Below are 21,879 nucleotides of genomic sequence, written 5' to 3'. Positions count from 1 at the left end.
CCCCTTTCCTCGCCTGTCTCTATAAAACATCTACTCTTATCATATGATGGAACTGTCTCCGGTTCGAGGGCATCTGTGAGGGAAAGATCAAGAATTACGCATGAGCGGATACATAGAAAAGAGGGTATTATGGTATCTCGCTCCCATAACCCCTCAATCCCTTCATACGGTTCAACCACCCATAGCTGCAATTCGCTGCAGCAAAGGTTCACGATATCTGGACCAGACCATGGAGGCTTCCTTGCCAATCGTCTCCGCATGACGCACCGACCCCATCCCGCCGTGCCAGCGATATGCCGTAAGGGGTTCATTCAGGTATGGAAAACGATATCCATTCAGCAGGATACGCAGCCAGAGATCCAGATCATGCGTATATGGAAGCAGCTCATCGAAGAGGCCTACAGCTCCGAACAGATCCTTGCGAATCATGACGGTACAACCATTGACAGGATTGCCACCCACGAAACGGCGCAGCCAGTCAACGTCGGCCATCGGTTCTGCTCCGCCATGCAGCTTGGTAACCGCCGAATATTCATTGATGTAATGAAAGTTGGTATGTGAGGCAAGCACATTTTCCCGCTGCATGAACTCGACCTGATAACGTATTTTATCCGGATAGAGAAGATCATCCGAGCTTAGCCAGACCACATAATCACCCGAAGCATGACGAATGCCGTGATTAAGAGCTGAGGCTGTGCCGCCGTTGCTTTTGCCAAGCACATAGATATGAGACAGATAGGGCTGGAGAAGCTCCGCATGCCTTGTAGAGCCGTCGTCCACCACAATGATCTCCACGTTGGTATACGTCTGGTTTATCGCACTTTGAATCGCCTGCTGCACATAAGGGCAATTGTAGAATGGAATGACAACGGATACTTTTGGATTCATCTGGCCCCTCCCCCTTGCTTCCGAACATCGCTCAGAATATCCTGAAGGGATTGGGCAAATGGAATCTGAGGCTGCCATCCCAGTTTACGCAGCAGCGACAACTCCTCCTCCTTGCCAGCCCCATCCGGTCCTGAAGAGGCTCCGTCCCACCGGACAGGCACTTCTGCTTCTGACATGGAGAGCAAGGTATCCGCGATTTCGCCCAGACTGCGCTCCGTCCCGGAAACCACAGGATAGACAGTTCCCGTAGTTCCATGCACAAGAAGTGTGGCATAGGCTCTGACCGCATCCCGTACATCCAGGAAATCCCGTGTATTATCCCGCCCGGATAGACGGAAAGCTTCACGTTTGCCCTCTTGCTCACAGGCAACCACATGCCGTGCGAGCAGCGAACAGATACCTGTAGAAGGACCGGCACCGATCAAATTCCCCGGCTCAGCCAGCATGATCTGCTGCCCAAACAGGGACATCCATGACAATGACACCATTTCTTCCAGCGCTTTGCTGAGACTGTAAGGATGAGGAGGCTCTGGTTTTCGGCCTGGTTCGACGGTGTATTTCAACCGGGATCCCACGATGACCGTCCGTGCTGATGGACAGCTTCGAAGAGCATCCAGTAAATACAGGACAGCCATCACATTCGTTTCCAGTACAAGCAGCGGGTCCGACCAGGAGTCAGGGACTGAGTTTTTCCCTGCGAGATGCAGCGCGTAATCCGGCTGCACCTCATCAATCAGATGACGCACCTGCTGTTTATCATTAAGATCACACACATGTACAGTCACGCCTTCGCCAAACGAATGCACGCCTGCTCGCCGCACCACGGCGGCAACCTTAGCACCGACGCTTTTAAAATATGCTACAGCATGCCGTCCGGTAAAACCGGAGGCACCTGTAATCAACACCTTCTTGCCCGTTAGCTCTGCTCCATCCATAATGCCAGCTCCTTCAGCATCGTAGAATAATCCGGAAGGTCTGTCTTCACATCCTCGCGTGTGGAAACGAGGGTACGATCCTGCACAAGACTGTCATCAGGCACAATATTCACATCTTGCTTATTCCAGGTCTGCTGGAAAAGAAGCAGCAGATCGTGCTTGCTAACAGGTTCAGGATGCGCCAGATGAATCAGGCCACTGACAGGTGACGCCAGATAATGATCCACCCATTTTGCCAGCTCCAGTGTAGTTACACCGTTCCAGAACACACGCGTATATCCACCCACTTCACCTGTACGGGACATAAACCATTGCATCAGGCCGATGCCGCCCTTCCGGATTTCCGGCCCAATTATGGAGGTGCGGATCGTGAGGTGCCCTGGATCGTGAACCTCACCCAGTGCCTTGGTAATCGCGTAGGATGATGTCCCATCCGTAACATCATTCTCCGTATAGGAACCACGGTCCCCGCTGAAGACACAGTCCGTGCTGATATGAATCAGTCGGGCACCAATGGTGTCGGCCACCCTCCGCAAACGATGCGGAAGGAAGCCGTTAATGTGATAAGCGGTAATTTTATCTTCATCTGCGAAGCTGTTCAGCACACCAACAGCATTAACGATAACGTCCGGGTGCACAGCCTCCACCAGACGATCCACCATATAGCTGTCATTTACATCCAGCAGCAGACCGTTCGGGTCAGACACATCCCGCGTGGTGTAGAAGACACTGTGCAGACCTTGACGGCGGAAATAGTCGACCATAACATGGCCGGCCATTCCGTTTCCCCCAAGTATCAGGAGCTTCATGACAGGAATCCTCCGCGTTTCAGAATGTCGCGAATCTCCTCTTTCGTCATCAGCTGATGTTCTGAACTGAAGCTGCTAAAGGAAACCGGAGGGCAGTTCGTGTAATGCTCACGCAATCCCGGTATGCCGAGTGTAGGGAGGATGACCAGATATTGTTCGTCGTAAACAACCGTTGTCATGCTCTCGAATTCACTCATCAGAATTTCATGAATTTTCTCACCAGGCCGGGTACCACGTTCCACAATGGCCACGTTCTCTACGCCGGAATCCTCTATCAACACTTCTGCAAGGTCCACAATTTTGCACGTAGGCATCGTCATGACAAAAATCTCACCGCCTACACTCTCCACGGAAGCCTTGAACAGCAATGTGATGGCATCCTTCAGTGTGAGGAAGAAACGAGTCATATTCATATCCGTGATGGATACTTGACCTTTCTGACGAATCTGGTTCTTGAAGAGATGCACCACGCTGCCGTTGGTGCCAAGTACATTGCCGCCCCGTACAGTCACAAATCGGGTATTGCTGTGCAGCAAATTCGCATATACGATTAATTTCTCGCCGATCGCCTTGGTCATGCCATAGAAATTGGATGGGTTGGCCGCCTTGTCAGTCGAGATATAAATGACCTTTTCAACATGGTTTTCGATGGCAGCCTCAATCACGTTCTGGGTACCAATCACGTTGGTTTTAAGTGCTTCATAAGGCTGATCTTCACATACCGGCACATGTTTGAGCGCCGCCAGATGGAATACATAGTCCACTTGCTGGCAAGCCGCCGTTAATGCTTCCTTGTCACGAATATCCCCAATTCGGAAGTGAAGACGAGGATCCTCGAACTCGCGGCTCATGGCCACCTGGCTTGATTCATTACGGGAGTAAACGATAATTTCCTTTGGATTTTGGGGCAGCAGTTGGGCCACGAGTTCATACCCCCATGATCCAGTACCGCCTGTCACGAGTATACGTTTATTTTCAAACATGTATTTTCCCTCCAAGCAGAAATTTGACCACTTTACCGGATACATCTGTTGCCTTGTAACCTTGCGGGCATTCCCAGTCACTTGCCATCTCCGTCATGACCTTCACACATCCCGCAATGCGGGCTGCATCCAGACCGGAGACTACGTTGCTGCCGCAGTCCACCGTCTCCGGACGTTCGGTTGTCCGTCGCATGGTTACTGTGGGTACCCCCATGATGCAGCATTCCTCCTGAACGGTACCGCTGTCCGTCAGTGCACAGCGTGCATGACGTTCCAGCATGACGAAGTCAAAAAATCCGAACGGTTCGTGGAATTCCACAAGCGGATTCATCTCCAGCTGCAAATGTTCTGCGATACGGATGGCCGTTCGGGGATGGATGCTGCAGATCACCCGCAGGCCATGTTCTTCCGCAACCTGGTTCAGTCCTTTCATGATCTCCAGCAGATGAGGCGGATGATCTACATTTTCTGCCCGGTGGGCGGTTACCAAAAAGTACTGCCCGGACTTCAGCTTGAGCTTTTTCAATATTTTGCTGGCGTTCACTTGGGCGTCATAATGACGCATGACTTCGTATATCGGATTGCCAGTGAGCACAATTCGCCGACTGGGCACACCTTCATTAACCAGGTGCTTCTTGCTTTGTTCGGTATAAGGCATATTAATGGTCGATATGGCATCAATGACTTTTCGATTTTTCTCTTCAGGTACATCCAAATCGAAGCATCGATTGCCTGCCTCCATATGGACGACCGGAATCCCCATGCGTTCAGCCAGCACGGCACAGAGTGCACTGTTGGTATCACCCAGCAGCAGCACTTTGTCCGGCTTTTCCTGAAGCAGCAGATCTTCCATTTGAGTAAACATGGAGGATAGCTGACGGCCCAGCGAGGCAGCTTCGTCCTGAAGCACGTAGTCTGGCGCCCGCAGGCCCATTTCCTTGAAAAACTGACCGCTGAGACTTTCCGTGAAGTTCTGTCCCGTGTGCACAAGAATATGCTTGGACGCGTACTGGTCCAGCTTGGAAATGATCAGGCTGAGCCGGATAATCTCTGGTCTCGTGCCCAGCACCGTCATGATCTTCATCGTAATCCCGCCTTCATCGTGTATTGGAACCTTTCCGGCGCGCCCGGCGCCTTGACTTGGCAGGCGTACGCTTGCGTGCCGTTGGTTTCGCCCTGTACAGATGCTTTCTCTTTTTATGGGTTACCTTCCGGATTCGCTTTTTTGCTCTTGTTTTCCGTTTGCCAATTCGGCTGGCAGTAAGCTTTTGAACCACATCAGCGGGGACAGGATTGCCTATAGCAATCGGCGGAAGTGGAGAGATTGGCAATGCCTGGATAACCGACAGCGGGAACAGAAGTGCTCTGACTGCCCCGGGGTCCAGAGCGAGTACGGTACGCAATCCGCCTTCTCCCCAGGTATACACCGGGCCATTCGGTGCCTGAATGTAAGGGAACCAACCAGGGTACCGCAGCAACCACTGTGTCACCATCGTATGCATGCCAGCTCTGTAGGTTTCAATTCCGTACAATCGTTCCGCTTCTGCCCGGCCTCGCCAGGCAATATCGGACGCCATCTCCGTGTCGTTCAGCAGGGTCGTCGCCAAAACGGCAAGTGCATTGCTGTCTCCCGGAGGAGCTAGAAATTGGCCGCTGCCCACCCCTTCCAGCAGCTCCGACAGGCCGCCCTGGGCAAAAGCAATAACCGGTTTAGCAAAATACACACCCTCCAGCGCAGTCATGCCAAAGCCTTCCTTGACCATGCTCGGAATAACCACCATATCCATTGCCGTATAGGCAAGAGAGACATTTTCCTCAAATGTCGTAAAGGTAAATCTGCGGGCATATCCTGACTTTTTCACCCGTGCTACGCATTCGTCATAGTACTTTTTGTCTGCTGGCGCACCAATGATCCAGTACCTGGCTTTCGAGTGGGTTTCGCAGAGCTGCAGAGCCATGTCAATAAAAGGTCTCAGCCCTTTGGCATCATATATAAAAGAAGAGATATAGCCGATACAGACATGCGAGTTCCTGAAACCGAGCTCCTTGCGCTTGCGTTCACGCAAATGAAGCCAGCGGTCCGGGGCAGGCAGTGCTGGGTCCCAGGTTGGTGGAAGAACCGACAGCTTCCCGCTCATGCCCGCATGTTTAAACGGGGCCGCAGCCGTCTCAGATATGCCGATAATCCAGTCCGAATACCGGTCTATCATCTGCACGGCCTCGTCTGTATGAGCATTGATCTGAATAATCTCCGTGATCTTCCAAATAACCGGAATCTGCAGCGATTTGGCTGCAACGGCAGGCAGCACATTCACACAGGTATTCGTCAATACCAGCGCAGGAGAAGTTTCCCTGATGAGGGAAACCACGTCCTGATAAGCTGGTGTGTAGCGAAGCTGTTCTGCATCATTGGCAATGCCCTGGTAGGGTGTGTACACACCGTGAAGCAGCGGCAGAGAGCATATTTTGACCTGGATGCCGAATCTCCGCGCAAGTCCGGCGAGCTTGCCTTCCTGCGGGGCAACAAGCACACAGTCGAAGATGGAGCCCATTTCCCGCATAAAATGGAGCAGCAGCTTCTCCGCCCCTGTAATACTCCGGGTATTGCATACATGGGAAAACAACATGAGTTTCGGTTTAGTCGCCATGGCTGCACGGACCACTGCATGAAATGTCATGCAGGTCTGTGCACACCTCCTCCCGACCGGAAATTAAGGGAATATGATCGTCAGCAATTCGTTAATCCTTCTGCCATACGTGTGATCCTTGAGGGTCCGCTCCAATCCGCGAAGGGCGATTTCACGACGCTCCTTCTCGTGAGTGAGGTAGTATTCAACCTTGTCGAGCAGTTCTTGGGGAGAAGAATACGTTTCGATCTCCACGCCCGGTTTATAGAACCGTGCCAGGTCGTCACGCGCATCGGTCAGCTGCAGTGTTGCTGAAGCCGAGATTTCAAATGTTCTTGGATTCGGTGAAGCTGGCGGTATTTTGAGATGGTTGTTATTGACGGAATCGTCTTCATGGGAACGGTGCAGGTTAATGACGATTTTGGTGCCGTTATATACATCATTGGTTTCCTGTGGACTCATCCAGCGTCCGTGCTCAATCTTCTCGCCATAGGCTTCATAGTCCGGCAGACGGTCCCACCAGATGCCATTAAACACGGTATTGTGTGACATGATCTGTGCCATGATTGGATTGAAGAAGTAGACCCGGTTCCAGTAGGCAGATCCGATAAAACTGACGTCCCGGTGCAAAGGAGATGGCGTCGTGATCGGGAAGTAATGATTGGTGAATGCCGCAAACGGCAAGTAGTGTACAGATGCACAGCCGCTCTGACGGTATAGTTCTACGCAGTTCAATTCCAGTGTGAAGATATGATCGAAGTGATGGACACGTTCCATCGTCATATCCGTGTAGTACGGATCATCCGTCAGCCAGATTGCGGTCGGAATACCTGCCTGGCGAATCGCATCAATATGCTCGAGCGGAATGTCCATGCCATCCAGGACAAGAACCAAATCGGGGCGATTTTGCAGCGCAATTTCAGAAACCGGCTGCCGCGGATCAGTCAGCGTCACCTGAGCAACCATGCCTTGCAGGGTGGCCATAATCGCCTCATCCAGCGGTGAATAGGGGAAGCCTTTACCCGAAGAGACGTACAGGACGTGGATCTGCCGGAAAGGCAGCGGTTCCTGTGCGCAATTGACAATATAGTTGGCCCGCCCGCGCAAGTATCCTTCTTCCTTGCCTGCATCGTATCCGGCATGCTGCCCGTTTTTGCGGGCCTGCTCAGCCAGGCTGAGCACTGGCGTATGATAATTCCTCTTCTTACGGTGTTTGATAGACATACCGCCACTCCTTCTGTTTGAAATAACATTCGCTGTATTGCTGGCTTGCTGTTCTACACATGTTCCAGCAGCTGGGCGATTCGGCGGGCAAACGTATGCTGGTTCAACGTGGTCAACAGCCCCCGCCAAGCCATGGCCTGTCGTTCTTGCTCATGCTTCAGGTAATATTTGATTTTGCTCTCCAGTTCGGCTGCTGTCGTAAACGTCTCAATGTCGTAACCCGGCTGGTAAAAGCGGGGCAAGTCACCTCGTGCATCCGTAATCTGCATTGTGCCGCAGGCACTGATCTCATACGTTCTTGGATTAATGGATCGGCCTTCCAGATGATGCGTATTGCGATTGTCCTCGCCATTCTCGCAGGTCCGGTGAACATTAATGACAATCTTGGCGCCGTTGTAATAATTAACAGTTGAGCTTGGATCGATCCATCCCTCATGGATAAAAGGGCCGAGTACATCCGACCGTGTCAGCCGGTGCCACTGGCCGCCGGCAATGAATACCTTTTTGTTTGCCAGAAAAGGGGCCAGTTCATCGAACAGAGCGATCCGGTTCCAGAAGCCAGTGCCGATAAAACAAATATCGTATTGGTGCTGAGGCTCGATGCGACGAGGCTGGAACATGCCGGGATTAACCGCGAGTGGCATATAGATGACTCTACTCGCTCCGTTCCCTCCGTAAAATGGAACCGCAGCTTCTTCATGCGTGAACACCACATCGTAGTGCCTGCAGATGGTCGCCGTATCTTCGGTAAAATAGGGATCATCCACAAACCACACTGCTGTCCGAATACCGAGGGCCCGTATCCCGTCTACCTGCTCCAGGTGATCCGCAGGAAATACGTGCAATCCGTTCATGACCAACACGACATCCGGCCTGTGCTGACTTGCATCCTGCAGCATGGTTGCCGGCGACCCGACAACACATTCACGCACAGACTGCTGCAGAGCTAAGATGACACCTTCATCGATGGCATCAAATCCTTGCGGAATGTACAGTACTTTCATATCCCGCATAGTCGGCTCAAACATCTGAACTCGCCCCATCATGGCCTGACAGCCGCCGAATCTGCGGCCTTCAGCATATCCGCTGTGGTAAGCTATCTTCGCTTCCGGGAGCGATCGGTGTCGTTTTTTTGCCACATCCTTCACCCTGTCTTCCTTTCAGGAGATTCCGTATCCGTTTCTCCCCGAGATTGGTCTTCCCTCTAAAGGATATGCCCCGGGGTCAGATGCATCATGGACGGGTGTCCTGCAAGGCGCAAAATTGGCGTCTGCCCTCCACATTGGCCTGTACGGGCATGTCCGCTTCTGCGGCCATGCAAATCACCCGGAGGGAACTATCCCCCCGGGTGATCATATGTGCTGGACCTGCAGCAATCCGTCTGCCGCTGATCAGGCCTATTCGGTTATTGTGCCTTGTACGCCAGTTGATGTCCGTCCTCGAAACCCTTGGCGAAACCCGCGTTGAATCCCTCGTTGTACGCCTCGTTGTAGCCCTGACTGTACGCGTTGTCCGGGTTCGGATCGGTAGGGGTAGCCGGGACGACTGGTTGTACGGGCTTCGGACTCCGGTGCCGCCGTACCGAACGTTTCTTTTTTTTGAGCCACGCACTACGTCCTTTAAGCGTGCGTTTGTGCAGTACACGTTTGCCTTTGATGGCACGCAGCTTACGGATTTTGCGCAGACGGGCACCACGTGCAAGCAAAGCTCTTTTCGTTCTAAGCTTCAACTTTTTCTTTCTCAACATATCAACATTCCTCCTGTATGTCCCGAACGATACGTACCGCATATTCAGGTTCTTTGAGCCACGGCAAGCCGGGCTCCCCTTGCTGAATTCGTGCCAGCCTGATCCCCGTAACCATACGGGACATTTCTTCCTGATACCTGCTCAGCAGACGAATGTTCTCGGCAAGATTGCGGGCAGATACTTCCGAATGAGCGGTTACGCTGGCTACACTGTCCAGAATGCGAGCCAGGGCCTGCTGGCTGTGTGCAATGGATTCAATAAGAGCCAGTTTAACTTCCTGCTCACGCTGCAGCAGACTCATTTTCCCATGTCTCCAAGATCCATGCCGCCAAACATGCCTCCGTCCATCCCGCCTTCTTCAGCACTGTTATCGACCATGACAGCTTTCAAGTTGTTGCAGAGCCCTGTTTCCATCCGGGTTAATCCTTCCAGCATTTCAACCAGTTGATCATGCATTTTCAGCGGTTCTGCCACCTGATCACCGTGGGTTAGAAATGCTTCACCGTTCAGGTGATTCAGCGCCCAATTCCGAACTTTCTCAGCTTCAATCGCCTTGGCTTCCAAGATCAGTGCAATGTTCCATTGCATCTTGGCTGCAGCATCCAGCATCAGAATGAGACTTTGTTCTCTGCTCATGTTCTCTCACCCGCCTTCCGGGCTTATTCTTCCTCTTGACCTGCCATCTCCCGCATGACCTGGGTCAGCGTTTCGGCAACAGCTTCTTCCAGATCCGCAAGGCCCCCCAAATAGGAGATGATGCTTTTGTTGATTTGTCCAGAGCTATCCAGCAGACCCTCGACGCCATCCAGCTCCGGTTCGATATCCGGCAAATGATTAATAATTTCAGACATCCGCACAGCGACTTGACGTTTGGCATCCAATACTCGTGCAAGCTGCTGGTGTGAGTGTGCAATATGTGTGAGTATTTCATCAACTTTGCTCTGCATGGTCCTCCTCCTTACCGTCACGGCCTGCTTCACCCATAGAAAAACCCGGCCTATCAGCATTTGCCTGCTACAGCATATGCCGGGCCGGGATCGTCAGTTACTCCAGCTTGCGCCTATATCGTCAAATGACATAACTCCAATCAGAGGAGTATCGGCTCAGGAATTGGCGGGTTCGTTCCTGCTTGGGCCGTAAAAAGATTTCCTCAGGTGTTCCTTGCTCCACGACATGCCCCCCATCCATGAAGATAACCCGATTCGCCACTTCACGGGCAAAACCCATTTCATGGGTAACAACGATCATGGTGATGCCCTCCTGGGCAATCGAACGAATGACCGATAATACCTCTCCGACCAGCTCTGGATCCAGGGCAGAAGTCGGTTCATCGAACAGGATGACCTCCGGATTCAGTGCCAGAGCACGGGCAATGCCGACCCGCTGCTGCTGTCCGCCAGACAGCATGCTTGGATACTCATTGATTTTGGCAGAAAGCCCTACTTGTTCAAGAACACGTAGGGCACGTGCACGGGCATCCGCCTTTGACATCTTCTGTGCCACAATTAGCCCTTCCGTGACGTTATCCAGCACCGTTTTGTGTTTGAACAAATTGTAATGCTGAAAAACCATGGCCGTTTTCCGTCTGATCTGCACGATATCGTGTTTGCGCGCATGTTTGCAGTCCACGCCCAATCCGCTGATCTGGACCTTTCCTTCATCCGCACGTTCCAGGAAGTTCACACAGCGCAGCAATGTTGTTTTGCCTGAACCGCTGGGTCCAAGAATGGCGACCACGTCCCCCTGTTCTACCGTCAGATCAATGCCTTTCAGCACTTCCTGCTTGCCAAAAGACTTGTGGATATTGCTTAGTGTAATCATGAAACCCCTCCTTTGCTATACAAGGCAACCCGGCGTTCCAACAGAGCCGTAATCCGTTCGGCGATGATTGTCAGGCCCCAATAGATCACTGCCGCTGCAATGAAAGCCTCCAGAAATTTCAAACTGACGGATGCAACGACATCTGCCTTTCCGAGAATATCCATCTGTGAAACCGTGAAGGCCAGGGTCGATCCATGGAGAAATCCGACAAACATGCTGCACAGATTGGGCAATACAGCACCGATGGCCTGAGGGAGAATGATGCGCCGCAAGGCCTGTGAGGTACTCATACCTACGGCATGCGCAGCCTCCATCTGTCCACGGTCCACAGCCAGAATACCCGAACGGATAATCTCGGACATATATGCTCCGGCAGTCAGGGAGAAGGCAATCAACACAAACACCAGAATAGGTATGGAAGCCGATTGAAAAGCCCATCCGTACCGTTCAGAGAGTTTATCAATTATCATCGGTATACCGTAATAGATCAGAAATAAATGCATTAGCATCGGCGTACCGCGCAGAAACGAAACGTAGAAGGCGGCTACCCGGTGAATCCATGGCACCTGATAGATTCGAATCAGCGCAGTGGCAAGACCAATCCCGAAACCTGCTATCAGCGGCACAATCGTGATCACGAGTGTCAGTGGCAATGCCGTCAGAATTTTGAAAAAAGAAGTATAAATAAACTGGAGATCAATGGACATATGCTCACCCCGCTATTCGTTTCAGTCGTTCAGCTCTGACCGCTGGCTTAGGCATGGTGCTTTTGCGTTCATGACGCTGCAGTCTGCGTTCAGCAAGAGCAAACCCTTTTTCAAGGACAATAACAATGACATAATAAACAACCGACAAGCTGATATACACTTCAAGCGCATGTGACGTTGCCGAGATCAGCGTCTGCCCTCTGCCCACCATATCCATGACACCGATGGAAAAAGCAAGGGACGTGTCCTTAAGCGAACCGATCAGCGTATTCGCCATATTGGGGAAAGCCACAATAAGCGCTTGGGGAACAACAATCCGCCGAAAGGACTGAAACGTAGTCATCCCTGCTGCATAAGCCGCTTCGGTCTGGCCCTTGTCAACACTGCGAACGGCTCCGCGGAAGATCTCCGCAAAGGATGCAGCATCGCTAAGTGCATAGGTCACGATGACAAATACTAGCGGATCGGTTCTGGACAGGTCAATGCCAATTGGCTTAAGCAATTCGGGCAGGCCGTAATAGACCAGAAACAGCTTGATGAGAATCGGTGTGCCGCGCATGAAAGATACATACAGGGTGGCGAGCTGACTCAGTACCGGAATTCGGTAGAGTCTAGGAACTGCCAGCAGCACACCGCCTACCAGACCAAGCACAATGGACCCGCCCAGCACGATCAGAGTTATATGCAGATACCTTAGCAGTTCCGGGATGAAATCCAGAACCAAGGATATATCGAATGCTTTTCCCATTACGGCTTGCACACCTTTCTCACGCTACTCTTCAACCGTATAATCCGCGCCAAGCCACTCTGTGCTCAGCTTGCTTAGTGTTCCGTCTTCCTTGATTGATTTGAGAGCTTCATCCACTTTGGCTTTGAGTTCCTGCTCGTCCTTGTTGAGGATGAAATATACTTTGGAATTCGATAAAGCTTCTCCCACCGTTTTTAATTGGGCATCCACAGCCTTATTCTGATAGTCAATGGCGAATTGCGTACTAATTGTTGCATCCACCCGACCTGATTTGATCTGGGTAATCGTGTCTTCACCGGCTCCCGAGTATACGATATCAATGCTGTTGCCATTGTCCGCATTCCACTTCTCAGCCAGCACAGCCGCATTGCTCGTTGCACCCACAATCAGTTTTTTCCCTTTCAGATCGTCAATGGAATTCACATCCTGGTTTTTCTGACTCACGACCACTTTGTTGGGGAAAATATTATAAGCTTCATCATTAAACAGGAACTTCGCCTGTCTCTCTTCATTCACTTCCATCTGGTGAGCGATCAGATCAATCTTTTTCGTCTCCAGGCTGAGCAGCAGGTTTTTGAACTCCATGGTGCTGAACTCAAACTCATACTCGGGCAGCCGTTTATCAATCTCACGAATCAATTCCACATCGTATCCAGTCAATTTGCCATTCTCATCAATGAAGCATACATTCGGAAATTGCGTACCTGTACCTACGATAATCTTCTTCACTGTATCTTGACCGGACGCAGATGTGGTCTCCGCTTCATTTGAAGCATTGCCTGTGCTGCATCCTGCCAGCACCGCGAGCATAGTTACGAACAGCAGCGCTGTCCGAAATTGATGAATCCCCCATTTTTTAGCCATTCCCGATCTCCTCCACAGACTGTGTTACACAGCCAATATAATGTAAACTCCCATTTCTCCGATTCTTAACTAACCATTCTTACTTGTATAGTCGGAATTAGGTTGATCAAAGAATATCACCCTGGGTTATCCTGGGGCAATACGAAGCCTAATAGGACATCCTGATAATGTTATAGAACTTCTCTATCCGGACATTGCCTATGAAATCCATATACCAAAAAAAGCCCCTCCCCGATCGCTCTGGCGGAGAAAAGGCTTCTTCGATTCATGATGTTATCTATCTGCGACTGGCCCATTTAATTTTACGTGCGACTTCCAGCCGCTGGGATTGCAGGAGGCCAATTCGTTCTTTGCATTTGTCGCGTTCATCCTGGGTGTGTGCTGCATGCAACTGGTTGCACAGCCCCGTCAGCTTACTGTTGATATAATCCAGCCGTGTCCATAATTCCTCTTCTGGTGTCCGCTGCTGCTCCGCTGCCGGCTGAAATATTTTGAGCTGGTGGATAAGGGACTGCTGCCATTCCTGATCCTGAATTTGGATGGCAAAATGCAAAAGATCCAGATAATCGTCGATTTGCAACGATACGCCGCAATCAGGTTTAGTATTCATTGTCGTCTCTCTCCTTATTTCAGTGCTTGGCTGGAATCAGTTACTTCTATTTTACAGGAAAAGGGCTGCTTTAGGCGAGGGTTGAAAGTACGAAATTTGGAAATTTTTTCGGTTTTTTTGTGCATAGAAGTTTTCTATCTACATATAGATCGTTTGGATTGGAGCATACAGCATAAAACCCGCTCCAAGGAGCATTCCTTGTGCGGGTCTACATCATTTAATCCCTCCTGTAACTGCCTTGCGTCGTTCAAGCCTTTTCCTGGTTTGGCTGCCTCGTTAGAAGCAGCATGACAAATGAGATGATAATGATGGAAACGGTCCATGCCCATGCCATGGTCTGATTACCGGAATCCACTGCAACATAGATGGCTGTAGGTACGGTTTGGGTTTTGCCAGGAATATTTCCAGCGATCATCAGTGTGGCCCCGAATTCCCCCAGTGCACGAGCGAATCCTAATATAAAAGCAGTCATCAATGCACGTCCTGCAAGCGGCAGCGAAATGTAGCGAAACACCTGCCACTCATTCGCCCCGATCGACCTGCCCGCATCCTCCAGATCCTTATCAATACCGCTGAAACCGGACTTCATGGTCTGATAAATGAGCGGGAAGGCTACAACCACCGAGGCAATCACCGCCGCCCACCAGGAGAAGATGACCGGCGCCGAGAAGATGGCTTCAATCCATTGTCCCAGCAGACTTTTGCGGCCCAGCAAAACGAGCAGCAGAAAGCCAACGACGGTCGGTGGAAGCACCAGCGGCAGCATGAACACGGTTTCCAGCACAATTTTGCCGCGAAAAGAGCGGTGTGACATCTGCCAGGCTACCGCAATGCCAAGCACGCCTGCAATGATGCTGGACAACAGAGCAACCTGAAGAGATAGGCGCACAGGTGACCAGAACGCTGACCAGTCGATCTCCGTACCAATCATTCCGGAACAGAGAATCCGTATTTCGCAAAAACATCCAGCACTTCAGGGGTTTGCAAATACGCGTAAAATTGTTCTGCTTCTGTCCGGTGTTTCGTACCCTCAATAATGCCTACCGGATAATTGGCCGGTGTATATCTGTTCTTGTCCACCTCAAATGCAATTTTCACCTGATCCGAGGTCAGTGCATCCGTTTTGTACACAAATCCCGCGTCTGCGTTCCCAGTCTCTACATACTGCAGAACCTGTCTGACATCCTTGCCCTGCACAAGCTTGCTTTCGAGCTGATCCCACAGATTGGCATTCGTCAGTGCTTCCTTCGCATACGTTCCTGCGGGGACACTTTCCGGAATTCCGATAGCTACGGTTTTAACGGTATCAGCTGTCAGATCCTGCTCGCTCGATACTGCATTTTCACTACCTGCTGGAACGATGGCAACAAGGGAATTTTGCAGCAAATTTTTCTGATCAGAGGGTGCAATCAGGTTCTCGTCCACCAGAGCGTTCATGTTCTTCGTTGCCGCCGATACAAAGATATCAGCAGGTGCACCCTGTTCAATCTGCTGCTGCAGTGCCCCCGATGCCCCGAAGTTAAAGTTGAGTTCAACCGAAGGATGGGCAAGCTCATAGCCTGTTTCGATTTCTTTCATCGCATCGGTCAGACTGGCTGCTGCGGAGATGGTTAATTCTACGGTTTCCTGCGGCTCTGTATTCTCTGCTGAATTGACATCTCCTGATGTCGCAGGTGCCGAGGACACCGGCTCAGCTGCTGTCGATGAAACCGCACTGTCCGCACCAGCACCACAACCCGCCAATACAAGTGCCATTCCGAGAGACATGCTCCCCAGTATGTATCCTATTCTTTTTCTCAATTCTTCTCCCCCTGATCCTTCTACACGTTATGTTTAGTTATAACTAGTTATAATTAATTATATTTCATTATACATAAGATCGGTCAAATGGAAAGGTCTTGTTTCTGCACTCCAGCAGTTAATGGTATAGTACAAGAGACTGTTTCAAACCTTTCAGCAAACTACACATGATGTTGATGAACTTAACCATATATGCTTTTGACATCCTGAAGGAGGATCTTCACACATGACAGAGGAGCAATCCTATACGACCGAAGAAATATCCAAACTGCTCAAAATATCCAAACTAACCGTGTATGACCTGATTAAAAAAGGAGACCTTGTCGCTTATCGCGTCGGCAAACAAATGAGGATTGATGCCACCGACCTGGAAGCATATAAGCGGCGTGCCAAGCAGCTGCAGTCCTCAGCCGGGCCGCTATCCGCTTCGAGTCAACCCTCGGGAATTGCGCCATTAATTGATCGTGCTGATTCAAGTAAATCTTTGGCTGCACCTGTTCAAGACTATTCCAATGCCCCAGCCAGACCAGTATCCGAAGCATCCCGCATCGTACGCGGGGAGTCTCCTGCCCCCCATGCATCGCGGCATGTTGTCATTACCGGGCAGGATGTAAGCTTGGATATTCTCATGCGCCATATGGAGAAACAAACGCGGGACATTCGGCCACTGCGTTCTTTCATGGGCAGCCTCGACGGACTTATCTCCATGTACCGCGGTGAGTCTGACCTGGTCAGCACTCATCTGCTCGACGGGGATACGGGCGAATATAATTTGCCCTACATTCGAAAAATTTTGATTGGCTGGTCCTACGTCGTTGTAAACCTGCTCTCAAGACCAGCAGGATTGTATGTACAGCGCGGTAACCCGCGCGGCTTACAAGGCTGGGTAGACCTGGATCAGCCTGATCTGCGACTCGCCAACCGGGAGAAAGGTTCCGGGGCGCGTGTCCTGCTCGATGAGCAGCTGCGTTTGCACGGGATTCCTTCCTCCCGCCTGATTGGTTATAACCTGGAAGAAACCAGTCATATGGGTGTTGCCGCCAAAGTCAGTTCCGGTGAAGCGGATGTGGGCATTGGCATTGAAAAGGCTGCACGTCTTGTCGGTCAGGTTGATTTCATTCCACTGACTCAAGAGCGCTATGATCTGGTTATGTTAAAGAAACCGGGCAATGAGATGTGGACCGATTCGGTCCTGCGCATTCTTCAATCTTCGGAGTTCAGACAGGAACTGCAATCCTTCGAAGGCTATGATGTTTCCCGTACAGGTGAGATTTTGTACGAAGTATAATGTGACTTCATGTATAAGTTTGCCAAAACACACACTTATGCTCCCATACGTCAACACTGTACAGCCTGTTAGTTAAAGAAAGCAGCTGATCACATGATCAGCTGCTTTCTTAGATTTATTGAGCTATCGTTTCCCGTTAGCGCAATGACTTACTCTGTTGAATTTCGTGTTCCTCAGCATAAAGCGGCATCAGAGAAGGCGGATCGTACCTTATCGCGGCCTTTAAACGACAAAATGGGGCCGATAGCCATAGCCCCATAGCCGGAACGAAATAATGAGCCTAATCCGACAGTGCCCGCATGATGTTGGCTTTCGCCTCTGCCGCAATCGCTTCATTCCCGTCATCGACCGCTTGCATTAAGATCAGTATGGGGATATATACCGCGATCAGCCGCGCCAGCAGCTTCGTTTCCTCGTCCGCTCCTCCGTACGTTTCGAAAAACACGCCGCGAGCGTAAGGTGGTAAAAAGCTATAAGCAACGCTCAAATCGCAAGCCGGATGGCCTACGCTCAGATCGCCCCAATCAATGATGCCGGAAACGATCCCGTTCTCATTCACAAGCATATTTTTGAAATGAAGATCGCCATGTAGCAGTGTATTCATCGCCTCGACACGGTCCTTTTGCAGCCTGCTAATATACGCTTCGATCACACCGGACTCCTCCGGCGACAAGTGTTCAACCACCTTCGATAGAAAGCCCTCTAATTTCACTTTGCGCGATGCTATGTCCGTCAAGTTTCGATGATCTTGCTGAACTCCGCACTTCAGCGCCGCCTGTACCGGAAACTCATGCAATCTCCGCAAAAATTTCGCCAACGTCTCTGCCGATAAAGCCCGGCGTTCTTCCGTCAAACCGATTGGGAAATCTCCTGGAACGTAGGCATAGCCAAGAAAGGGTGCCGGGTATTCATCACTTGCTTCGCCATAAAACAACGGTTTCGGACAGGGGATAGTCATATATGCCTCCAGCATCGGCAGCAGCTTACCTTCCATACAAATCGAGCCAACTGCAATCCTTCTTCTTGGAAACCGGAACACGTACTCGTCACCGATGAGAAAAACTGTATTGTCCCAGCCCCAGTCCAATCGCTTCACTTGCTTCGATGACAGCTGAGGGAATTGTCTGCCGATCAGCGTCCGCGCCTGCTCTTCGTTAACCTCCCACTCCGCATCCCATACATTCGTTCCTCCCATGAATTGTCTGCCTCCTCGTTCCTTACATTAGTTAGATGTTTATAATCCCTGGAAGTTACGCATAACTGCCCGTTAGTTGAACAATAACAGCCGATCAATTTGGCCTTCATGGAATTAGGTTTTAAAAAAAGCTATCAAGTAACAAAGATACAGCTTCCTACAAGAGGAGCCGCCTTGATTCTTTAATTACCGTCCATAGTAGCAAAGAGCCATGTTCCGCTTTTCTTATCCTCCAATAACGAATAGGTCATAACTCCTTGCTCAATTTGTTCATCTTTTATATTTCTATAGAAGGTAACAATCACTTGAATACGTTTGGCGTCTTCATCATAAGTTATTTCATTTAGCTCGTTAAATTCATATTTCATACCTTCTTTATAGTTGTCATTAAACCAAGGCATATTAAATTTAATGGAATCCTCATTAAGCATATTTTCTTTGAACTTTGTTTCATCATGCTGAACAATAGCATTCATATTCAGTTGAACTTTGTCGGCTATGTCCTGCGTGAAGAAGTCTTTCACATACTCTGATAAGTCAATGGAAACACCTTCTTTGAAATTTGAATGATCAGATTTTTCTTGACTGAACTCTTTTTTGAATAAAAAGGTTTTGCTCCGGGCCTTCCGGTGTTGAGTAGTGTTATAAATAAACTATATTCATTCTCTAATGCCCCATAGTTAGCCAGTTTTTCCCTGAATTGAACTTCACACCTTCTTTAACCGACTTACTAATTATTATCTTCTGGAGTGTCAACAATAATATAGTTTTCCTTCAGATCAGTGTGAGGCACTTCAGTTTCTTTAAAAACAACATCATTCCAATTCTCCTTATTGATTAAACCATATCCAGTAGAAGTAATATGAGGCATCCAACGAAAGTTGGCGAATGTCGTATCTTTGAAATTTGGTAAGGAACCGTTCTCTTTTGTAAAGGAGCGGTTTATGAAATAAAGATTATCCTGCGTAGCTGCCTTTTCGCTAATGAAAGCTTGCCACTTAAGGTAAGCTGTGTTCTTCGTAATTTGATAATAGCGGATTACATTATTATTGACCTCAATGAATCGGTCTTTTGTATTTTTCGGAAAATAATATTGAAGACTGGCTGCTTCCATAGATGGTTCAAAGTACTCCGTGAGCTTTGAAACTCTAGGAAGATTAATCGCAGCATTTCTAGCCGTGCTCAATTCACTGCTCTTAACATCAGTAAGCAGTTTCGTGCTGGGTTTCGAAACAAATGCAGTTTGGGTCTTTTGATTCCAAGTTACTGAACTTACCGTTATGAATAAATGGACCAGTACTTAATGAAACTAAAGTTCTATTTTTATGAGCTACTTTTTTATTCATTGTCAACTTCAAGTTTGTGTCACTCCCCTTCACTGTCACTTGCTTAGTAGTATTATTCCAGGCAAACGTTAAGCCACCTAAACTTTTGAGTGAAGTCAGGCTGAAAAATACCTGGTTGTTCTTGTTGAGAATGTCATTTGAATCTAAGTAGTTATTATTCACTACAACTTGTGTTCCTTTTGGACTTTGTGCTTCTGCAGCTACCTCATTGGTTGGAAGGTTCAAAAGCGTAGAACATAGAACAGCAAAAGAAAATAATACTAATTTCATCATTAGAATCCTCCTAAATTTTACATTCCTTATATAATTAGACTCAAAAAAAATCGTAAGGTTACCTACAAATAGAGTAGATTCTTGAGGATTTCTTTACTCTTACTAAAATAACCTGCCCGTTAGCTTAACGAAAAATGAAGCAGCTACCAACCGGCAACTGCTCCTTTCCTTTTTGGACTAACGTTTCCCGTTAGATTGAAGTTTAAAGTTACAGTATGACGATTAAATAGAAAAGAACTGCTAATACAAAACGATATAGAGCAAACCACTCCAATCGAAGTCGCTTGATCAATCTAATAAACGTTACTACCGCAATCATAGCCACAAGGAAGGATGTCATAAATCCAATTAACATCAGATACAAATCGTCTAAACGAAGTAGATCGATGCTATCGTATAAGTCCAACAAGGTAGCACCAAACATAACAGGTACAGAAATAATGAATGTAAAATCTGCGGCAGCTTTTTGGCTAGTACCGAGCAAAAGGCCACCTGAAATCGTCGAACCTGATCTCGAAAAACCCGGCCACAAGGCCAGACATTGGAATAAGCCAATCCCAATAGCTTGTTTGTAACTAATCCTATCCATTGTGTCAACCTTGGTAGTTCTCTTACTCCGTGCTGCGATGATCATTAACAAACCACCAGCAATTAAACCAAATAAGACAGGTGTAGGGCCGAATAATTGACTTTTTATAGTGTCCTTTAGTAGAAGATATACGATTAATGCTGGTATCATAGCCAAAATCATATGTATTACGTTTAATCCTTTACTTGCTGAAAAGTCCAATTTAATTAAGTTTGACCCAATCTCCATATACCTTTTCCAATAAAGAATTAGAACTGCCATCACCGCACCCAACTGTATAACAATTTTAAAGGTTATTGCCGCGTCTCCCTCAAAATCAAGTAGATTGCCTGCTAAAATAAGATGTCCAGTAGACGAAACTGGTAAGAATTCAGTTAACCCTTCTATTATCCCAAGTATGATTGCTTTTATTGGATCAGTCATAGAAGATATCCCCTTTACGAAATAAACTCGCTTAGCAAGTTCAAGTATAAGGGTGAATGACTATATATTCCCATCGATTAGCATAACAATATTCATTTCAGTGTGACATTATCGTCACATCATTTAATGGATATACAGATCATATTGATGAATCTTGTTCAACTATCCTGCCAAGTCACATATCACTTTATTCATGCAATACCCAAGCAAAAGACGCCGCTGCATCTGCACGGCGCCTTTTCTATTACTACATCTATAATAGAGCCTGCTTCTCCATCATCAATCCAGAGTCACTTCGTAGAACCAGAGACAGATTATTTCAGCTCTGCATTGGTTGGACTCAGCGCCAGAATATGCCCATCTCATCCCGTTCAACTTGTTCGAGCAAATCCTCAAAGTCGGGACAAGGCTCAATAACGTCTACAGCATTCCAGCTGCTATATTCATCCTGGGCGTATACCTTCCATTGTTTACCTTCCCAATGAAACCGGGCTATCGGCAGCATATCCCATTGATACCTTTCACCCGCTGGCCTTTCCTCCGTAAGAATGAGCTCGTCGTCATTCATCACATAGGTCAGCTTCACCATCGTGCGGAGTGGTGCAGGCACCTTCTCGTGGATGTACCCATTCATGAGTGACTGAATTCTTCGAATGGTAAGCGAGTCCAGCATATCAGTTCACAGCCTTTCATTGCCAAAATGAATGTCCTCTGCGTTACCAGCTGGACTTGGTCACACCCGGAATCTGTCCCTGATGGGCCAGTTCGCGGAAGACAATTCGTGAAACCTTGAATTTGCGCAAATATCCTCTTGGACGTCCTGTCAGTTCGCAGCGATTTTTCAGTCTCGTTGGAGAGGCGTTACGCGGCAGCTTCTGCAACGCTTCATAATCTCCTTTTTCCTTCAGCTCCCGGCGCAGCTCTGCGTACTTGGCTACCGTTGCCTGACGCTGTTTTTCACGTACGACTTTTGATTTTTTGGCCATCATTTACAGCTCCTCT

The 21,879-nt window shown here is 49.0% G+C and carries 27 protein-coding genes; 1 reads left to right on the top strand and 26 read right to left on the bottom strand.

All coding sequences use genetic code 11. The annotated features are described in order from the left end of the window. Positions 1-171: 171 nt before the first annotated feature. The 19 genes from ABIC22_RS15195 to modA all read right to left on the bottom strand — a co-directional run bounded on the left by ABIC22_RS15195 (position 172) and on the right by modA (position 15,730). Positions 172-888, bottom strand: coding sequence for a glycosyltransferase (locus ABIC22_RS15195; RefSeq protein ID WP_127538997.1), 717 nt, complete (start codon positions 886-888; stop codon positions 172-174). Further along, positions 885-1,823 (bottom strand): NAD-dependent epimerase/dehydratase family protein, encoded by a 939-nt coding sequence (locus ABIC22_RS15190; protein ID WP_354481848.1) that lies wholly within the window; start codon positions 1,821-1,823, stop codon positions 885-887. Before ABIC22_RS15190 ends, ABIC22_RS15195 begins: the two co-directional genes overlap by 4 nt. Beyond that, positions 1,805-2,632 carry a dTDP-4-dehydrorhamnose reductase family protein gene (locus ABIC22_RS15185; protein ID WP_127538995.1) on the bottom strand — a complete coding sequence of 276 codons (828 nt, stop codon included), beginning with the start codon at positions 2,630-2,632 and terminating at the stop codon, positions 1,805-1,807. Before ABIC22_RS15185 ends, ABIC22_RS15190 begins: the two co-directional genes overlap by 19 nt. Next, entirely contained in the window at positions 2,629-3,615 is a 987-nt protein-coding gene (locus ABIC22_RS15180; protein ID WP_095361348.1) for a polysaccharide biosynthesis protein, read from the bottom strand. Before ABIC22_RS15180 ends, ABIC22_RS15185 begins: the two co-directional genes overlap by 4 nt. Then, entirely contained in the window at positions 3,608-4,699 is a 1,092-nt protein-coding gene (gene wecB / locus ABIC22_RS15175) for a non-hydrolyzing UDP-N-acetylglucosamine 2-epimerase (RefSeq protein ID WP_095291945.1), read from the bottom strand. The genes ABIC22_RS15180 and wecB overlap by 8 nt, the downstream gene beginning before the upstream one ends. 13 nt (positions 4,700-4,712) lie before the next feature. After that, positions 4,713-6,293, bottom strand: coding sequence for a glycosyltransferase (locus ABIC22_RS15170; protein ID WP_246058490.1), 1,581 nt, complete (start codon positions 6,291-6,293; stop codon positions 4,713-4,715). A 33-nt stretch (positions 6,294-6,326) separates the two neighbouring features. After that, complete coding sequence (locus ABIC22_RS15165) at positions 6,327-7,466, bottom strand: CgeB family protein (protein WP_354481844.1); 1,140 nt, start codon at positions 7,464-7,466, stop codon at positions 6,327-6,329. A 53-nt stretch (positions 7,467-7,519) separates the two neighbouring features. Further along, positions 7,520-8,614 carry a CgeB family protein gene (locus ABIC22_RS15160; RefSeq protein WP_354481842.1) on the bottom strand — a complete coding sequence of 365 codons (1,095 nt, stop codon included), beginning with the start codon at positions 8,612-8,614 and terminating at the stop codon, positions 7,520-7,522. A gap of 257 nt (positions 8,615-8,871) precedes the next feature. Next, positions 8,872-9,213 carry a FliH/SctL family protein gene (locus ABIC22_RS15155; protein ID WP_095291948.1) on the bottom strand — a complete coding sequence of 114 codons (342 nt, stop codon included), beginning with the start codon at positions 9,211-9,213 and terminating at the stop codon, positions 8,872-8,874. Position 9,214: 1 nt separating this feature from the next. Beyond that, on the bottom strand, positions 9,215-9,514 hold the full coding sequence (locus tag ABIC22_RS15150) for a hypothetical protein (RefSeq protein ID WP_095291950.1): 300 nt from the start codon (positions 9,512-9,514) through the stop codon (positions 9,215-9,217). Beyond that, positions 9,511-9,849, bottom strand: coding sequence for an alpha-helical endospore appendage domain-containing protein (locus ABIC22_RS15145; protein WP_095291951.1), 339 nt, complete (start codon positions 9,847-9,849; stop codon positions 9,511-9,513). The genes ABIC22_RS15150 and ABIC22_RS15145 overlap by 4 nt, the downstream gene beginning before the upstream one ends. Before the next feature lie 23 nt (positions 9,850-9,872). Continuing rightward, positions 9,873-10,160 carry a nucleoside-diphosphate sugar epimerase gene (locus tag ABIC22_RS15140; protein ID WP_095291953.1) on the bottom strand — a complete coding sequence of 96 codons (288 nt, stop codon included), beginning with the start codon at positions 10,158-10,160 and terminating at the stop codon, positions 9,873-9,875. A gap of 121 nt (positions 10,161-10,281) precedes the next feature. Then, positions 10,282-11,034: an amino acid ABC transporter ATP-binding protein gene (locus tag ABIC22_RS15135; protein ID WP_095361344.1), complete on the bottom strand. Its 753-nt coding sequence runs from the start codon at positions 11,032-11,034 to the stop codon at positions 10,282-10,284. Beyond that, positions 11,031-11,741 (bottom strand): amino acid ABC transporter permease, encoded by a 711-nt coding sequence (locus tag ABIC22_RS15130; RefSeq protein ID WP_154896342.1) that lies wholly within the window; start codon positions 11,739-11,741, stop codon positions 11,031-11,033. Before ABIC22_RS15130 ends, ABIC22_RS15135 begins: the two co-directional genes overlap by 4 nt. A 4-nt stretch (positions 11,742-11,745) precedes the next feature. Beyond that, entirely contained in the window at positions 11,746-12,489 is a 744-nt protein-coding gene (locus tag ABIC22_RS15125; RefSeq protein ID WP_095361342.1) for an amino acid ABC transporter permease, read from the bottom strand. Positions 12,490-12,513: 24 nt separating this feature from the next. Further along, complete coding sequence (locus ABIC22_RS15120; RefSeq protein ID WP_127538992.1) at positions 12,514-13,353, bottom strand: transporter substrate-binding domain-containing protein; 840 nt, start codon at positions 13,351-13,353, stop codon at positions 12,514-12,516. A 277-nt stretch (positions 13,354-13,630) separates the two neighbouring features. Beyond that, a complete protein-coding gene (locus ABIC22_RS15115) occupies positions 13,631-13,963 on the bottom strand; it encodes a hypothetical protein (protein WP_095291961.1) in 333 nt (110 codons plus the stop codon). A 247-nt stretch (positions 13,964-14,210) separates the two neighbouring features. Beyond that, complete coding sequence (gene modB, locus ABIC22_RS15110; RefSeq protein WP_127538991.1) at positions 14,211-14,894, bottom strand: molybdate ABC transporter permease subunit; 684 nt, start codon at positions 14,892-14,894, stop codon at positions 14,211-14,213. Then, entirely contained in the window at positions 14,891-15,730 is an 840-nt protein-coding gene (modA, locus tag ABIC22_RS15105; protein ID WP_354485985.1) for a molybdate ABC transporter substrate-binding protein, read from the bottom strand. Before modA ends, modB begins: the two co-directional genes overlap by 4 nt. Positions 15,731-15,989: 259 nt before the next feature. Here modA and ABIC22_RS15100 point away from each other — a divergent pair, with 259 nt between their 5' ends. Further along, complete coding sequence (locus ABIC22_RS15100) at positions 15,990-17,051, top strand: substrate-binding domain-containing protein (RefSeq protein ID WP_354481834.1); 1,062 nt, start codon at positions 15,990-15,992, stop codon at positions 17,049-17,051. Positions 17,052-17,331: 280 nt separating this feature from the next. Here ABIC22_RS15100 and ABIC22_RS15095 read toward each other — a convergent pair whose 3' ends face one another. From ABIC22_RS15095 to rpsN, 7 genes are all read right to left on the bottom strand, one after another. Beyond that, entirely contained in the window at positions 17,332-18,246 is a 915-nt protein-coding gene (locus ABIC22_RS15095) for a phosphotransferase (RefSeq protein WP_354481831.1), read from the bottom strand. Between the two features lie 182 nt (positions 18,247-18,428). Beyond that, the gene (locus tag ABIC22_RS15090; protein WP_354481829.1) at positions 18,429-18,722 is read right to left on the bottom strand and encodes a hypothetical protein; all 294 of its coding nucleotides are present in this window, start codon (positions 18,720-18,722) and stop codon (positions 18,429-18,431) included. A gap of 254 nt (positions 18,723-18,976) precedes the next feature. After that, on the bottom strand, positions 18,977-19,432 hold the full coding sequence (locus ABIC22_RS15085) for a hypothetical protein (RefSeq protein ID WP_354481826.1): 456 nt from the start codon (positions 19,430-19,432) through the stop codon (positions 18,977-18,979). Positions 19,433-19,448: 16 nt separating this feature from the next. Beyond that, a complete protein-coding gene (locus ABIC22_RS15080; protein WP_354481823.1) occupies positions 19,449-19,865 on the bottom strand; it encodes a stalk domain-containing protein in 417 nt (138 codons plus the stop codon). 208 nt (positions 19,866-20,073) lie between these two features. After that, positions 20,074-20,877, bottom strand: coding sequence for an undecaprenyl-diphosphate phosphatase (locus ABIC22_RS15075; RefSeq protein WP_354481820.1), 804 nt, complete (start codon positions 20,875-20,877; stop codon positions 20,074-20,076). 340 nt (positions 20,878-21,217) lie between these two features. Next, positions 21,218-21,550, bottom strand: a complete 333-nt coding sequence (locus tag ABIC22_RS15070) for a DUF3024 domain-containing protein (RefSeq protein WP_354481817.1) — start codon at positions 21,548-21,550, stop codon at positions 21,218-21,220. A gap of 43 nt (positions 21,551-21,593) precedes the next feature. Beyond that, complete coding sequence (rpsN, locus tag ABIC22_RS15065; protein WP_063566651.1) at positions 21,594-21,863, bottom strand: 30S ribosomal protein S14; 270 nt, start codon at positions 21,861-21,863, stop codon at positions 21,594-21,596. Between the last annotated feature and the right edge of the window lie 16 nt (positions 21,864-21,879).

This window comes from Paenibacillus sp. PvP094 (assembly GCF_040546835.1).
Lineage (GTDB): Bacteria > Bacillota > Bacilli > Paenibacillales > Paenibacillaceae > Paenibacillus > Paenibacillus illinoisensis.
The sequence above is the reverse complement of the archived record's forward strand: the minus strand, read 5'-3'. Positions and strand labels throughout refer to the sequence as shown.

Bases quoted from the DNA above. Each gene is read 5' to 3' on its own strand.
- ABIC22_RS15130 (WP_154896342.1), bottom strand. From the start codon at position 11,741: ATGTCCATTGATCTCCAGTTTATTTATACTTCTTTTTTCAAAATTCTG.
- ABIC22_RS15165 (WP_354481844.1), bottom strand. From the start codon at position 7,466: ATGTCTATCAAACACCGTAAGAAGAGGAATTATCATACGCCAGTGCTC.
- ABIC22_RS15150 (WP_095291950.1), bottom strand. From the start codon at position 9,514: ATGAGTCTGCTGCAGCGTGAGCAGGAAGTTAAACTGGCTCTTATTGAA.
- ABIC22_RS15180 (WP_095361348.1), bottom strand. From the start codon at position 3,615: ATGTTTGAAAATAAACGTATACTCGTGACAGGCGGTACTGGATCATGG.
- ABIC22_RS15115 (WP_095291961.1), bottom strand. From the start codon at position 13,963: ATGAATACTAAACCTGATTGCGGCGTATCGTTGCAAATCGACGATTAT.
- ABIC22_RS15140 (WP_095291953.1), bottom strand. From the start codon at position 10,160: ATGCAGAGCAAAGTTGATGAAATACTCACACATATTGCACACTCACAC.
- ABIC22_RS15145 (WP_095291951.1), bottom strand. From the start codon at position 9,849: ATGAGCAGAGAACAAAGTCTCATTCTGATGCTGGATGCTGCAGCCAAG.
- ABIC22_RS15195 (WP_127538997.1), bottom strand. From the start codon at position 888: ATGAATCCAAAAGTATCCGTTGTCATTCCATTCTACAATTGCCCTTAT.
- ABIC22_RS15095 (WP_354481831.1), bottom strand. From the start codon at position 18,246: ATGGGAGGAACGAATGTATGGGATGCGGAGTGGGAGGTTAACGAAGAG.
- ABIC22_RS15075 (WP_354481820.1), bottom strand. From the start codon at position 20,877: ATGACTGATCCAATAAAAGCAATCATACTTGGGATAATAGAAGGGTTA.
- modB (WP_127538991.1), bottom strand. From the start codon at position 14,894: ATGATTGGTACGGAGATCGACTGGTCAGCGTTCTGGTCACCTGTGCGC.
- ABIC22_RS15120 (WP_127538992.1), bottom strand. From the start codon at position 13,353: ATGGCTAAAAAATGGGGGATTCATCAATTTCGGACAGCGCTGCTGTTC.
- wecB (WP_095291945.1), bottom strand. From the start codon at position 4,699: ATGAAGATCATGACGGTGCTGGGCACGAGACCAGAGATTATCCGGCTC.
- ABIC22_RS15070 (WP_354481817.1), bottom strand. From the start codon at position 21,550: ATGCTGGACTCGCTTACCATTCGAAGAATTCAGTCACTCATGAATGGG.
- ABIC22_RS15080 (WP_354481823.1), bottom strand. From the start codon at position 19,865: ATGATGAAATTAGTATTATTTTCTTTTGCTGTTCTATGTTCTACGCTT.
- ABIC22_RS15185 (WP_127538995.1), bottom strand. From the start codon at position 2,632: ATGAAGCTCCTGATACTTGGGGGAAACGGAATGGCCGGCCATGTTATG.
- ABIC22_RS15170 (WP_246058490.1), bottom strand. From the start codon at position 6,293: ATGACATTTCATGCAGTGGTCCGTGCAGCCATGGCGACTAAACCGAAA.
- ABIC22_RS15190 (WP_354481848.1), bottom strand. From the start codon at position 1,823: ATGGATGGAGCAGAGCTAACGGGCAAGAAGGTGTTGATTACAGGTGCC.
- ABIC22_RS15155 (WP_095291948.1), bottom strand. From the start codon at position 9,213: ATGTTGAGAAAGAAAAAGTTGAAGCTTAGAACGAAAAGAGCTTTGCTT.
- rpsN (WP_063566651.1), bottom strand. From the start codon at position 21,863: ATGGCCAAAAAATCAAAAGTCGTACGTGAAAAACAGCGTCAGGCAACG.
- ABIC22_RS15125 (WP_095361342.1), bottom strand. From the start codon at position 12,489: ATGGGAAAAGCATTCGATATATCCTTGGTTCTGGATTTCATCCCGGAA.
- ABIC22_RS15135 (WP_095361344.1), bottom strand. From the start codon at position 11,034: ATGATTACACTAAGCAATATCCACAAGTCTTTTGGCAAGCAGGAAGTG.
- ABIC22_RS15100 (WP_354481834.1), top strand. From the start codon at position 15,990: ATGACAGAGGAGCAATCCTATACGACCGAAGAAATATCCAAACTGCTC.
- ABIC22_RS15090 (WP_354481829.1), bottom strand. From the start codon at position 18,722: ATGAATGCTATTGTTCAGCATGATGAAACAAAGTTCAAAGAAAATATG.
- modA (WP_354485985.1), bottom strand. From the start codon at position 15,730: ATGTCTCTCGGAATGGCACTTGTATTGGCGGGTTGTGGTGCTGGTGCG.